This window comes from Legionella fairfieldensis ATCC 49588, from assembly GCF_000621525.1.
Taxonomy (GTDB): Bacteria; Pseudomonadota; Gammaproteobacteria; order Legionellales; family Legionellaceae; genus Tatlockia; species Tatlockia fairfieldensis.
In genome coordinates, this window is record NZ_JHYC01000009.1 from 51,500 (window position 1) to 65,826 (window position 14,327).

The following is a 14,327-nucleotide window of genomic DNA, read 5'->3' on the forward strand; positions in this document are numbered from 1 at the left end:
TGGAAGCTGACTAAAAAACGAAGGAAATCAGTAAAGCAACAGAAACACATGTTTTAAAACAATCAGGAATCCATAACATTTTTCACCACTTTAGCCTAAGCAGTAAACGCTATCAATTCCTGATAAGAAACGAAATCTATAACCCGAGTCAGGAAGCCTGTCCTAGTGAAGTCAATTTTAATTGTCTGCCACAAACCCATGCCTTGTTTAAATCCTGAAAAACCTCTTTTGAGATCCCTTTAGGCAAACAAACCGTTGAATGATCATCATGAATTTTCAGACGTGTAATAAAACGGCTTTGTAAACCCGCTTCATTGGCGATTGCACCAACGATATTACCCGGTTTTACCCCATGCACTCGTCCTACATCAATGCGGAATAATTCCTGAGGATGATCGTTACGAAACTGCTTTCTGTCCGTTTTAGATCGTTCACCGCGTCCAAAACCTGACTTAAACTCACCTCGTTCTCTGGTGCCTCGTCCTTCTTTAGCCGGTCGGGCAGATTTCGGTACCGGTAATTCCCGCTGCCAGGGTTTATCCTGATTGAGTAATAAAGCAAGAGCTGCTGCAACATCAACAGCTGAAACAGACTGATTTTCCTTGAGAAATTCTTCAATAATCCGTTGATAAGCAGGGAGATGCTCATGCTGCAACCGCACACTAATATTAGTCATGAAACGTTGCTGCCTTGCTTGCTGAATCATGAAGTCATTAGGCACGACTATTTTTTCAATACGCTGACGAGTGTGGCGTTCAATAACATTTAAAATACGAGATTCTTTAGGGGTTACAAATAATACAGTCACCCCGCTACGCCCCGCACGTCCGGTACGACCGATACGATGCACATAGGTTTCACAATCATGAGGTACGTCATAATTAATTACATGAGTAACGCGTTCAACATCCAAACCCCGTGCTGCAACATCTGTAGCGACCAGAATATCAATAGCGCCTTGTCTGAACTGAGCGATAATACGCTCGCGCAAAGCCTGAGTAATGTCACCGTGAATCGCCATCGCCCGATAACCCTGTTGCTGCAATAATTCAGCCACCTCTTCCGTGCTATTTTTAGTACGTACAAAAACCATCACCCCCTGGTAGTCTTCGACCGCCAGTATTCTTAACAATGCATCAGCTTTTTGTGCATTTGAGGCAAAGAGAAAACGTTGTTCGATACTTTTCACTGTAGCGGTTTCCGCTCTGATTTCTACTGAAACCGGATCGTTCAAATAATTATTGGCAATTTGACGAATGCGATGTGGCATTGTTGCAGAAAACAAAGCCATTTGCTTTGCAGCAGGTAATTTGGCAAGAATTGTTTCCACATCTTCAATAAAGCCCATACGCAACATTTCGTCTGCTTCATCAAGAACAAACGTGGTTAACTGATTCAATTGTAAAGTCCCGCGATCAATATGATCCAGGATGCGTCCAGGTGTTCCCACTACAATTTGAGCGCCCTCACGGAGCTGCTTTAATTGACGGCCATAGTCCTGACCTCCGCAAAGTACGGAAACAGTAATACGCTGATGAGCGCTTAAAGCCGTAAATTGTTCAGCAACCTGAATAGCCAACTCACGTGTAGGAGCTAAAATCAACGCTTGTGTTGCTGAAGATTTTGATAATCGCTGAAGGATAGGCAGAGCAAAAGCCGCGGTCTTACCGGTTCCTGTCTGCGCCTGTGCAATTAGATCACGCCCTTGTAATAATAAGGGAATAGTCTGTGCCTGAATAGGGGATGGGTTTTTAAACTTCATATCCTCAAGTGCTTTGAGTAAAGCATCCGATAAATTGAGGGTTGCGAAGCTTGCTAATTCTTGTGTCATAAAAAGTCCAATCAATAAAAATGTAATCCGAAAAAGTCTAACTAATATAAAAAATGCTCATTATAATAGCAAAATAAACAGGATTATGCACTAAATTTATTGTTTAAATCGTGTTTTTGCTACAAAATAGTTTGTAAGCGTCCACAGAGATATACAATTTCCTGTTATAGATTTGTTATATGAATTGTCTGTCCCGTGCGGGCGGGAACCATCTAAAAAGCAAGCATTGTGCTAATTTTGTGAATAGATCAACGATGTCTCAGCCTACGTTATCACTTCGCTTGAGGGAAGATCCCCGCCTTTCGCGGGGAGGATATCACTAAAAATCACTGAACAAGCAGATTTACACTCAACTTGCGAATAATTCATTAAAATCACACATATTGATTTATTTTAGCATAAAATTAGAGTTTACAAAATGGCTGCCAAGCGGCAAGCCTGATCAATAGCATGGCGTGCATCAAGCTCCAGTGCTTTGTATGCCCCGCCAATCAAGTGCACTGCTCGCCCCGCCTCTTTCAATGGTTCAAACAAATCGCGTAGCTCATTTTGGCCTGCGCAAATCACTATAGAATCTACCTTTAAAACCTGTGGTTTTTCATGAATACGAATATGCAAACCTTCATCATCAATGCACTCATAACTTACACCAGAGAGCATTTTCACCTGTTTATGCTTCAAACTTAATCGATGAATCCAACCGGTGGTTTTTCCCAAACGTTTCCCCGGTTTTTCATGTTTTCGTTGTAATAAATAAATTTCTCGCGTACTCGGTGAAATTTGAGGCTTTTTAATACCTCCGCGATATTTTGTCTGGATATCAATACCCCATTCATCATAAAATTGCTGAGGATGTTCATGTTTCTCATGAGTCAGCCACTCGGCAACATCGAAACCAATCCCGCCAGCGCCTATAATAGCTACTCGTTTACCCGCGGTTTTTTGACCTTGTATAAGCTCAATGTAATTCATTACTTTTTCATGATCGAGTCCTTTAATATCAGGAACACGCGGGGTAATCCCCGTTGCCAGAACTACTTCATCAAATTTTTTAAGAACTTCCAGTTCAGGTGATGTTTTTAAACGAATGTCTACATTAAATTTTTGCAACTGATAAGTAAAATAGTTAATTGTGTGATGAAACTCTTCTTTACCCGGAATATTCTTTGCCAAATTAAATTGGCCGCCTAAAACTGCCGATTTTTCAAATAAAGTCACCTGATGACCTCGTTCCGCAGCAACAGCCGCAAAAGCAAGCCCTGCCGGACCTGCCCCAACAACCGCAATTTGTTTGGGATAATGCACTGTCTGATACACGAGTTCCGTTTCATTACAGGCCCGTGGATTAACAAGACAAGACGCTGTTTTGTTAACAAAAATCCGGTCTAAACAAGCCTGATTACAGGCAATGCACACATTAATCGCTTTGCTCTCCCCTAAACGAGCCTTTTCCACAAACTGCGCATCGGCCAGAAAAGGACGAGCCATCGATACCATATCGGCAACTCCTTCTTCCAGTAAACTATTGGCAAGCTCCGGAGTATTAATACGGTTTGAAGTAATTACAGGAATATTGATTTCAGGCTTCAACCGTTGAGTAATTGGAGTAAAAGCTCCTGCAGGTACCATCGTTGCAATAGTAGGAATACGGGCCTCATGCCAGCCAATCCCTGTATTGATTAATGTCGCGCCTGCCTGCTCGATAGCCTGTGCTAAAAGAACAACCTCTTCCCAACTGGAACCATCAGCAATTAAATCCACCATCGAAAGACGATAAATAATAATAAAATTCTTACCGACCGCCTCCCGCACAGCACGGACTATCGACACCGGAAAACGCATGCGATTTGTGAAATTACCACCCCACTCATCTTGTCGTTGATTAGTATGAGTAACAATAAACTGGTTAATAAGATAACCTTCACTACCCATAATTTCTACGCCGTCATAACCAGCTTCCTGAGCAAGACGAGCACAACGCGCAAAATGCCCAATTGTTTTCAATATACGACGCCTGGACATTGCCCAGGGAGTGAAAGGGCTTATAGGCGATTTCAGACTGCTGGGAGCAACAATAAAAGGATGATAACCATACCGGCCAGCATGCAAAATCTGCAAAGCAATCTTCCCTCCTGCTTCATGGACAGTATGAGTGACTAATTCGTGACGCTGCTGTTCTTTACCGGAGGTAAGTTTGGCTGCAAAAGGAGCCAAACGTCCCGCCCGATTCGGAGCGATCCCACCCGTTACAATAAGGGCTACCCCCGCCTGCGCTCTTTCGCGGTAAAAAGCGGCCAAACGCTGCAACCCTTCTTTATCTTCTTCTAATCCCGTATGCATCGACCCCATCAGCAAACGATTTTTTAGCTGGGTAAAACCTAAATCCAAAGGCTGAAAAATCGCTTTGAAAGGGGTATTATCAATTCGCAACTCCATGAGCACTCACAAGCAGAGCAAAAGTTAAGTATAGAACTTTTAACATAAAAAATCCTCTCTCAAATATCCTCAAAGGAAATCATCCTGTGCTGTAATATGCCTTGTCGAAACCTTTTTGCCAGACAAAAAATAGCTATTGAATTTTTTGTCCGGCAAAAAATCAAAATACTCCATTAGCAGTTAATTTAATCTACTGCTAATATGTACCGCATGAATAACCGCACTAATACGACCTATTCGAGCTAAAGATTGTGCAGTAAAACCATGCTCCTGCAATTGACGGGTATGGGCACTAATACAGGCACCACAACCATTCAAAATAGATACTGCCAGAGATAACACTTCAAAAGTTACCTGATCCACACCGGAATTCATCATGCCCTGCATACGAAGTCCTGCAGGTATCTGGCTTAACTCCGGCTGTTCAGAAAGATGGACAAAACGATAATAAATATTCGTCATGGCCATAAGACTGGCAGCCAATCGGGCAGCTTCATTAAGAGGCTCATCAGAATCAAGTGCACGTAAATTAGTTGCCAACTGATTGTTGCCCAGATGATAAGCTACAGCTAATGCCGCACCCACAACCTGTTGTTCCGTTAAACCATCGGTTTGTCCCAAATCAAGCACTTTCGTTACATTTAAGCGGGCATCTTTGGCAAAAGCAGGCAATTGTTGTTTAATCGTGTCTAACATGAGTTTTTCTCCCTTCTAATTTTATAGTCAAGCCCTTCATCTACATTGATTTTTCTATTGGTTTATATGAATAGTTTCTTCCCCTTTCCTCCAATTACAAGGACAAAGCTCATCGGTTTGCAGGGCATCCAGAACACGAAGAACTTCCTGGGGATTACGTCCTACGTTTAAATCAGTCACCATGACAAAACGAATAATACCTTGGGGATCGACAATAAAAGTGGCTCGTTGGGCAACACCCTCTTTTTCATCCAGAATGCCCAATGACTGGCTTAGCTCACGTTTGATGTCAGCAAGCATGGGAAAAGGCAAGTCATGCAAATCAGGATGTTGGCTACGCCAGGCAAGATGTACAAATTCACTATCAATACTCACTCCCAGGACTTGCGCATCACGCTCGTTAAATTCACCATTAAGTTTACCAAACTCGGCAATTTCAGTAGGACAGACGAAAGTGAAATCTTTAGGCCAGAAAAATACAACTAACCATTTGTCTTGATACGTCTCATTAGAAATGGTTTTAAAAGCATTCTGCACATCATTATTGATGGTAGCCTTTAGATGAAATGCAGGAAACTGTTGACCAATAGTAATCATTTTTTTCTCCTCAAAAAGTGAATCAGTACTTACACTGTTAACTTTAAGCAAGAGAAATTAATTAGTAAAATTGAATATTTTTATTAAATCAATTACTATTAACTATTAATAGTACTGAGACTAACCAAACCTTTGCGCTAATTTAGAACCAGTTAGTCCTTATTTTGTCTCTAGCACTCTTCATTTTTTTTAAGAAAATTTTCAATGGATGACATCATTTATTCCCATTAAGTTAAATGAACGATAATTATACATTAAATATTGGATTATTTGTTAGTCAATTTGTTTATTATTTTGTGCCAGACAAATAGATCATCTGAACGTTATTACAAGCGGCAATTTAAATGCTCTCAGGACAATCACCTGTTAATTGTAGCAAGTGGAAACTTTCGAATCATTCAAATTGGTTGATTTTAAATTAATACGCTGTTTTAATAATCATCCCATTATTTTACAGGAATCTGATGTGTCTAAAGAAGAAATGATCTGCCGTTTGGTCCAACAGCTCATGAAAAATCCAGCAGGGCAAAAGGCTTGCTGCGGTTAAAATGAAATTACCTTTACTCTCCGACCTGCTCACTTATGAAAATGAGCAGGTTGTTCTTTATTACTGTCAGCAACATCCAACCGTATCTTATGAGCAAGGCAGGCAATTACTCAGTGATTTATTAGCCTGGATGTGGGTAAATCTACATCGGCAAAGCAATAAGCGGCGTACTTATTTATTTGGCCCTTTACTTACATTAGATGCACTTTGGCATTGTTTTATTCTTCATACGCAAGATTATGTCAGTTTTTGCGAATACTACTTTGAGGGTTATTTTCATCATCATATTGAACCGAGAGGGTATGAACATCAGCTAACTGCCGAAGAGCTCACCGACTTTCTTAATGATTGTTTTGATTATTTGGGTAAAGACTGGGTCATGCGATGTTTTCCTTCAGAGGATTTAGAGGATTTTTCATCAGAGATAAGCGTATCTCATTCTTGAGTATTAAAATTCCTGGCGTACCCAAAGATCGAAGCACAATAGCACCATCATCCCTGGATGCCGTGAACAAGTCACGGCACGTAGAGGTTTGCCAGTTCAATTTTAAGAGTTTTCATTTACGTCAGGATGCATTGTCCTCTACTCTTCAAAATTAGTATATGGACAATAAGTCTACGTGCCGTGACTTGCTCACGGCATCCAGACGATCTTAATCAGCGGCAAATTTCTTCATAAAGATCGCACCATTCCGGATTTAACTTTTCAATCAAATTTAATTTCCACTGCCTGCGCCAGTTTTTAAAACATTTCTCACGACGAGCAGCTTCTATATAGGTTTCATGTATTTCATAATAGACTAACCTATGAACATTATACCGGGCTGTAAAACCTGGAATTACTTTGTTTTTGTGCTCCCAGACACGCTTAATCAAATCAGATGTTGAACCAATGTATAAAGTGCCGTTACGTTGACTCGCCATGATATAAACATAAAATGATTTCATCTCTTCCTTGTTATCGAGCTGGATTTAAGATGATAGTTATATAATCTCCCAATTAAAAGTACAGATTTAATTTGACCTTCTTCTGGATGGCATCACAGCACGTAAAAAGTGGAAATCTGAAGAAATACATTTTGGTATCGACAAGACTTTACAGATGACGTATTATCATTTTGGACTTTCATGTTTTAATAGAGGGACGTGTCCCTAAAATTATCACTTGGGCTGTAAAAGCAATACCGTAGTCTGAATTAATGTTATAGAGTAATAGAGTCAGCTATTAGTCTTTCCAGATTTAGCCTTCGTTTTCTTGCTTTTTCTACTCCTGTCGAAACATTCAAGGACACATCTGAATAACCTGTGATTGGCAGATTAATGTCTTGCGAATTACGAATAATTAATAAAACCTGGAGTGAAACCATGACAGCCGAACACCTTTCGGCCTCTTTTGTCAATCAACTTTCGTTGCTTGGCGCAAAAAAAATGCCTCGAGGATATTATCGCTCTAAATTATTTATTGCTCCTTTTACAACCAATCCGCTGGTGGCGGCGGCTGGCCCTTTATTATCATTATTAGAGCGTTTATATTTAACGCCCTCATTGCCACCTGTTATTATCATTCGTGAAAATATTGAACATGAATTACGTGCCTTTCATAGCCGCTTGAATGGCAAAGCTTATACTGAAGAACTTGATGCAATTGCTCATTATTTACTCTGCGCAACAATTGATGAATTATTAGGAAAAAATTATCTGCGTCTCTATGGCAAAGCTGCCGAGTTTCAGGCGTTTACTCCTTCATCCTATAGCGATGAAGGCCCGGAACGCCATTTCTTTGATATTGTCCACTACATTAAACAACAACCCAATCAATACCTTGATTTGCTTGAACTGGCTTATTATTGTCTTATTGCAGGGTTTGAAGGTGAACAGCACGGACGTGCCGATGGACGACAGGCTCTGGACAATCTGATTGAGGAATTATATCAATTAATCAAGCAACATCGCGTTAATAAATCCTATCGTCTATTCAACGAACAAAAAACAGATGACAGTTTTCCTAAAAATCGCAAACCTGTCATAGCGGTCAGCATCGTTGCTTTAAGTGTATGGGCTGCCGGCTATTTTACAAGCCACCTGCTATTGGAAAAACAAGCTCAAGCTGTCCAGTTTGGACACACGGTAACAGCAAGACTGGACGAGTAATGGATAAATCACTCAGTGTGCTTTGCGAGGCATTAAAAAAAATTCTAGGCCACTTAAAACCACAAAATGACGCCATTTCCTTTTTGTTAATGACAGGAAAAATAAATCAGGGTAAAACAACACTGCTTCGTCAAAGTAATCTCACCCATTACCCTGTCAACAATGAAAGTAGTGCTAATTTTTTTTACAACCAGCATGGTGTAATATTAGAACTTGGGGAAGCCTGGCTCAACCAGACTGAAAATCTCATTGGCTATACTATTAAGCAGCTCAATCGCTGTCATCCTAATGTTCGCATTTCCGGGGTTATTTTATGTGTCGATGCAGAAGAGCTATTAGTCGCAGAACCAGTCCACCTTCCCGAACAATGTAAATCGCATGCTCAACTGCTAGAACGTTTCGGTCAAGGATTAGGATATGTGGTCGATGTCGCTCTTCTTTTTACCAAGCTTGATGCACTGGCAGGCTTTTGTGATTTTTTCCAATCGGATCACTCCACTGAACTGACCAAACCGCTAGGATTTTCCCTCGATTACAGCAAACTCAGAAAAAAATCACTTGAAAATTACAGGCACCGCTTTGATCAAATGATCGAAGTTTTGGGACAACAGATTATCAACAAATTACATCCCGCGCGCTCCACAGTAAAGCGCACTTTAATAAGAGAATTTCCTTTACAACTCGCCAGCTTGCGTGTACCCATTCAATCTTTAATACAATCATTACCTGATCAGCTTTTTCGTATCAACGCAATTTATTTTACCAGTGCTGAACAAGGCGGCCACAGTATTGATAAGCTCAATAAAAAAATTCAACATGAATATGCTCTGGTCGTTCAGGATAAATTTCCCCAGTCTAATAATTATCGAGCTTATTTTATTGAGGGCGCGTTAAACACATTTCAAGAACAAACCAAACGTTATATTCCTCAGGTTAGTGCCACTCAAAAATGGCTAGTCAGTCTGGCAGCTGGAACAGTCGCCCTGTCGCTTGTCTGGCTTATCCAGCAGCATTTTAAAACTGCTCGCTTGCTGGACGAAACAAGTAAGGAATTACTAACCTATGAAGCGTTACTCAGTCAAACTCAAGATAAAACACCGGCGTTATATCACTTGTCTCTGGCAACAAGCAAACTTGAACAAATACCAACTGGTATTTTATCGGTTCCCATCATTGAACAGTTAAAAAATCAATTACATCGCAATACTCAGCATCGTTTACATGACAATTTTTTACCTGATCTGTTGAGTGATGTGGAACATATCATGGCCGATCCTCTACAGTCTCAAATTGCGCGCTATGAAGCATTAAAAATTTACCTCATGTTGGCTGAACCCAGGCATTATTCCGAGCCGGAAGTGACTGACTGGTTTAATCAATACTGGAAAGCCAACCATTATAAAAACACCGAGAAACGATTATCCTTGCTGAAAGATGCGCTAAAACAGCCCATGCAACCTGTGGCCATCAATAATCAATTAGTAAGCGATGTGCGAAACTACCTCAATGCCTTACCCGCTACTTATTTATATTATTCCCTTGCCAAAAATAATTTTGCGCAGGGAAAGCAACCCATTGAGATAGAAGGCTTTGATTTAGCGAGTAAGGAATTGCCGCGATATTATACTAAAGCCGGATTTAAAGAAGAAATTGCGAACTTACCTAAAATTACCCGGCAATTACAACACGAAAATTGGGTGCTGGCACGCCAGGATCTGGATAACCTGCCGCTTTTGCTGGAAGAAGCTTATTGTTTTGAATATGTTGCCTGGTGGCAAAATTTTATCCGTCATACAAAACCTCAAAACTATCAAAATTATTTGCAGGCACGCCAGTTAACTCAAACGCTCCACCAAACAAATGCTGTGGGTAAACTGATTGCATTAATCCAGGAGCAAACAGGTCCTGACCTTAGTAATAACACTAACCAATTTAATGAAAAAGTAGCTAATCAATTCACTACTCTTAATTTAATGAGTGAGTCGGCCACCAAAGATTTAACGCAAAACATTAATGAACTGGAAAAGTTTCTTACAACGCTTTCTCTGGTTAATGATCAGGGAAAAACAGCATTTGATCTGACTAAAGCAAGATTTCAGGGAGGCGCGCTCGCTGATCCATTGAGTACCCTCTACAACAGAGCGCGCCAATTACCAGAACCAGTTTCGACCTGGGCTAAACAGTTAGCTGATGACACCTGGTTTATTTTTATTAATGAAAGCAAAACATACCTTAATAGAGAATGGCAACAAACCGTTTATAACGAATATCGAACCAATATTATTGGTCGCTATCCGTTAGATCCAGCACAAACTCTGGAGGTTAATCTGCCTGATTTTGATCGTTTTTTTGCCCCTCACGGAACACTGAATCACTTTGTAAATAATTATATAAAACCTTTTTTGGATACCTCCATGCCTCAATGGCAACCTAAAGAATTAAACGGTTATGTCATGCCCGTATCAAACGATATCATCAATGAATTAATTCGCGCAAATGTAATCAGTAATATGTTTTTTCCCGATGAAACGGAAACCAGTAAAATCGAATTCAGTTTACAAAAAATTAATCTGGATCCGGTAGTTTCCAACTTACAGTTAATTATTGGCAATAATAAACTTACTGATAGTCAGAGTAGTGAATCCTATACTCAATTTAACTGGCCTCAAAGTAATGCAAAGCTGATTTTATATTCTATTGAAGGTAATCATTACGAACTCGAAGAAACAGGCCCCTGGGCTTTCTTCAAAATGTTGCAAAAAGTCAATGTTCTCGTTGATAGCAATGATAGTTCGAGTCTGGAAATCCTGTTTGAAATCAACGGTAATTCAGGCAGATATGTTCTAAAAACCCAAAATCAGATTAATCCGTTTAGTCCAGGAATATTGACTGGTTTTAATCTAAAAGAAGAATTGGTCTAGATTGGTGAACGTTGCACTGCACACTTTTTGAAAAATATCCCAAGGGAGCCATTCACTTTATGAGGTTAATAAAATAAAGTATGGACACGAAGAGAACTTATTGTATAATATTACTTACAACTTCCTAATTTTTAGAAAAAATGACATTGTTTAAATTGTTCTCTCGAAAAAAGTCAACCAAAGGTACCGATAATTTTAAAAAACCTGATCAAGAAGGATCAGAATTAAAATCTTCTCAGGCTGCTATACAATCTACGAATGTTGAAGAAAGTCAATTAACTGAAGACGAAAGGAAAGAATTACTCGCCTCATCTAAAGCTTATGAGGATTTAGGTGTAGGATACACTATTGGTTAAAATCAATAGTATATCCTGAAACGGAAAGCCGGGGGTTAATAAGATTTTCAAAATTAAATGCGTTGTAGCAGTTCTGACTTAATCTATAATTTCAAGTATAGCTTGTTGCGCTTCATTTAAGTTTTGTGTAATTTTTAACAATTTTATGTTCTCTTTATCATCGAGGGTTATTGTGTCCGACAGCTCAAAAATAAACTCACCTAAAACCGTCAACACTTGTACAAGATTATGTCGGTATTGATTTACATAGGTAGCCTCGTCCTCTCTGATTTCAAATAATTCAGGAAGTTTTAAAAGTAGGAATTCAACTTGTTTTAAAGATGGGTCATTTTCAAATCGCTTATCCAACTGCTGAAGCAAGCGCACATTATAAAAAATATCAGGAACTATCTGATCAATCTTATCGCATTTTAGAAGGCTTTGAGAGTAATCTTCTTCTGTGATGTTGTTTAGCGTATTCATAGCAAACTCCATTTATAGAGTAATTAATAACTGTTCTAACCCAATATTTCGTAAAATTAGCTTCATGTCGTTGGGAGTAATAGTATGACTTTACAATTTTTTTATAGATCCAATATCTTCTTGATTGTTTTGGGATTCTGAGTCCTGTTTTATTTGATTCAGCTCTTTTTTATAACCCGAAACAGCATCAAATGCTTCATAAATACCCTTTGCCGTTCCTGCTACTACATTTTTTATACCCTTGGTTAAAGCCAATAATCCGTTACCCAATTGAGACGCTGCATTTTTTAACTCACTCCAGGCGGCCTTTCCACTTTTTAAAAGATAATCTTTTCCTTCTTCCCTATATTTTTTCTGTGCACTTTCTTTAGTTTCAGGACGCTTCATCCCCTTAACAAGGTCTTTATTCATCGTAATAAGCTTTTCCACATCATGCCCCACCACCATATTTTTTATGGCCTTAACACAGGAAACCAAAGCATTCCCAAAATGTACGGCTGCTTTTTTAAGATCAGGCCATGCTGTCTTTCCGCCTTTTATCATTTCTTTTCCGAATGCCTCGCCTGCTTTAGAAATGGCAGTTAAATAATTGGTATTTTTCTGCTCTCTCGTAGCAAGTGGAGAGCGTTGCGCTACACTTGCCATACGATCTGTCTTGCTCAACCTTGAAAGTTCCTGACTGGCATAATTAATAGGGGCAGTAAGAGGCTGTGCTTTGACTCTCTCCGTGTTGATAACTTTTGAATGAGGTGTTTTTCTCGACTGAGAGGAGATTTCAGTGCGTAATTTTTTTACGTCACGCTCCTTTGCAGAGACTGATTGAGCCGGCCTGGCAAGTTGATCTGCCACCCTAATAGCATCACTTACTTCTTTAAACCAACTTATCTTTTTTTCATTGCCGGTGTGATCCAATTGCTGTGCTTTATAGACCAGTTTTCCTGCCAGTAACCTTAATTCTTTTGCTTTCTCTTCTCTTGCTTCGGGTGTTTTAATACGGGCACTGGCAACTTTTGCTTCACGTAAATCATGTAAAATAGCCTCTGGAGATTCGTCGGAAGAAGTTTCCAGTAGTTTGGCCATCCTTGAATCTATATCAAAATCAGCCATTTTTATTCACCTTCTATTAAAGTAATTAACTTTCTATATACATTATAGACAAATTTACAGGGTTTCCGAGTTTGGCGAAAATACCCTTTTATTTCTCATAATTTAAGTGACTTAAATCTATTTTATATTAGATTTATTAAGTTAATATTAGGTGCATTTTTCCTGGATCTTGCTTAAGATATGTTCTCAGTCAAGGATTAACTATGTCTACTCACACCATCTTAAGCAAAGCAGAAATAAAATGGATTTCAGAGCGCCGGGTAACCCGATTATCTGATAATAAAGAAGTTCAAATATACCCTATGGGTGCTGAGCGCTATTTGTCATCCATTTTATTGGGATCTGACAGAGCACATCCTATTCATTCGGCTATCAAAGAGAAAGATGTCCTGGTCATCCCGGGACATGGAAATAGTGGCTTCTTACTTGCCCAGGCCGGAGCAAAATCAGTGACTGTTTATGATAAAGATCCTGTTACCATTGCCTGGATGAAAGCCTTTAAAAAGTACTATCATTATAGAGAATACAATAATCAGGGAAAACCTTATCCGTCTATCGGGGAATTGCTAGATGCGCTAACCAGATGGTACCCACCTTTAATAGCCTTACCTCATAAAAAAGCTATTAATAGCTTGTATTGGCTGATTAATCCTAACCTCTTAAGACGTGCTTATATTCATTACATGGTGATACTGGTTCGTAAAGCTATCCAAATCAAAACCAGGGAGAGTTTTGAGTGGGATAAGACATTACAATTTTATGCTGGAACGATAAACAATGTAATGACCAGTAAATCAATTTTTGATACTGCTTTTGTCCCTTATCTTTTAGGGGTTAAAAACGGAATAGAAAAGGAACATGACATAGTCCAATTTATTGAAAATATCCTCCCTCTTGTCCCTCAGGGATGTGTGCTGATAACGCCATCAAGAAACACAAAAGAATTTTATGTAACAGGAAAACATTACTTCGTCACCACCGATTATGCAACCATTCAAACAATACCACAATTAAAAAAATATTTTATAAAAGAAAATAAATATTGGTTTCGCACTCAAGGAATGGTTGTTTTGGGTAATAATAGCAAACATCTAAGTGAGACTATTATCCCCAATAATGAAAATAACCGCTGATCATAGTAGCAATTAACCTGATATCTTCCTGCGCAGTCTATTCTTAACTTGCCTCATCACTTTGCTTGCGAGAAGATCCCTCGCCTTTCG

At 39.3% G+C, this 14,327-nt stretch carries 13 protein-coding genes; 5 read left to right on the top strand and 8 right to left on the bottom strand.

The annotated features are described in order from the left end of the window. Positions 1-148 precede the first annotated feature (148 nt). From T345_RS0103255 to T345_RS0103270, 4 genes are all read right to left on the bottom strand, one after another. Entirely contained in the window at positions 149-1,831 is a 1,683-nt protein-coding gene (locus T345_RS0103255; RefSeq protein ID WP_028388088.1) for a DEAD/DEAH box helicase, read from the bottom strand. A 411-nt stretch (positions 1,832-2,242) separates the two neighbouring features. Continuing rightward, positions 2,243-4,267 carry an NADPH-dependent 2,4-dienoyl-CoA reductase gene (locus T345_RS0103260; RefSeq protein WP_028388089.1) on the bottom strand — a complete coding sequence of 675 codons (2,025 nt, stop codon included), beginning with the start codon at positions 4,265-4,267 and terminating at the stop codon, positions 2,243-2,245. A 180-nt stretch (positions 4,268-4,447) separates the two neighbouring features. After that, complete coding sequence (locus tag T345_RS0103265) at positions 4,448-4,963, bottom strand: carboxymuconolactone decarboxylase family protein (protein ID WP_028388090.1); 516 nt, start codon at positions 4,961-4,963, stop codon at positions 4,448-4,450. Between the two features lie 54 nt (positions 4,964-5,017). Then, positions 5,018-5,560: a peroxiredoxin gene (locus T345_RS0103270; RefSeq protein ID WP_028388091.1), complete on the bottom strand. Its 543-nt coding sequence runs from the start codon at positions 5,558-5,560 to the stop codon at positions 5,018-5,020. Between the two features lie 548 nt (positions 5,561-6,108). Here T345_RS0103270 and T345_RS0103280 point away from each other — a divergent pair. Then, positions 6,109-6,552 (top strand): glycine-rich domain-containing protein, encoded by a 444-nt coding sequence (locus tag T345_RS0103280; protein WP_028388092.1) that lies wholly within the window; start codon positions 6,109-6,111, stop codon positions 6,550-6,552. 212 nt (positions 6,553-6,764) lie between these two features. Here T345_RS0103280 and T345_RS0103285 read toward each other — a convergent pair whose 3' ends face one another. Together T345_RS0103285 and T345_RS14965 are read right to left on the bottom strand one after the other, a co-directional pair. Further along, positions 6,765-7,055 carry a GIY-YIG nuclease family protein gene (locus T345_RS0103285; protein WP_028388093.1) on the bottom strand — a complete coding sequence of 97 codons (291 nt, stop codon included), beginning with the start codon at positions 7,053-7,055 and terminating at the stop codon, positions 6,765-6,767. Between the two features lie 254 nt (positions 7,056-7,309). Further along, positions 7,310-7,474, bottom strand: coding sequence for a hypothetical protein (locus tag T345_RS14965; protein WP_156935618.1), 165 nt, complete (start codon positions 7,472-7,474; stop codon positions 7,310-7,312). On the opposite strand from T345_RS14965, the gene icmH reads away from it, so the two are divergent. From icmH to T345_RS0103300, 3 genes are all read left to right on the top strand, one after another. Further along, a complete protein-coding gene (gene icmH / locus T345_RS0103290; RefSeq protein WP_028388094.1) occupies positions 7,473-8,258 on the top strand; it encodes a type IVB secretion system protein IcmH/DotU in 786 nt (261 codons plus the stop codon). The genes T345_RS14965 and icmH overlap by 2 nt on opposite strands. Next, positions 8,258-11,179, top strand: coding sequence for a type IVB secretion system protein IcmF (gene icmF / locus T345_RS0103295; RefSeq protein WP_028388095.1), 2,922 nt, complete (start codon positions 8,258-8,260; stop codon positions 11,177-11,179). The genes icmH and icmF overlap by 1 nt, the downstream gene beginning before the upstream one ends. A 140-nt stretch (positions 11,180-11,319) precedes the next feature. After that, positions 11,320-11,535, top strand: a complete 216-nt coding sequence (locus tag T345_RS0103300; protein ID WP_028388096.1) for a hypothetical protein — start codon at positions 11,320-11,322, stop codon at positions 11,533-11,535. Between the two features lie 78 nt (positions 11,536-11,613). Here T345_RS0103300 and T345_RS0103305 read toward each other — a convergent pair whose 3' ends face one another. Together T345_RS0103305 and T345_RS0103310 are read right to left on the bottom strand one after the other, a co-directional pair. Next, complete coding sequence (locus tag T345_RS0103305; RefSeq protein WP_028388097.1) at positions 11,614-11,997, bottom strand: hypothetical protein; 384 nt, start codon at positions 11,995-11,997, stop codon at positions 11,614-11,616. Between the two features lie 90 nt (positions 11,998-12,087). Further along, complete coding sequence (locus tag T345_RS0103310; protein WP_028388098.1) at positions 12,088-13,104, bottom strand: hypothetical protein; 1,017 nt, start codon at positions 13,102-13,104, stop codon at positions 12,088-12,090. Between the two features lie 203 nt (positions 13,105-13,307). Here T345_RS0103310 and T345_RS13430 point away from each other — a divergent pair, with 203 nt between their 5' ends. Next, entirely contained in the window at positions 13,308-14,237 is a 930-nt protein-coding gene (locus T345_RS13430; protein ID WP_051555112.1) for a hypothetical protein, read from the top strand. Positions 14,238-14,327 lie beyond the last annotated feature (90 nt).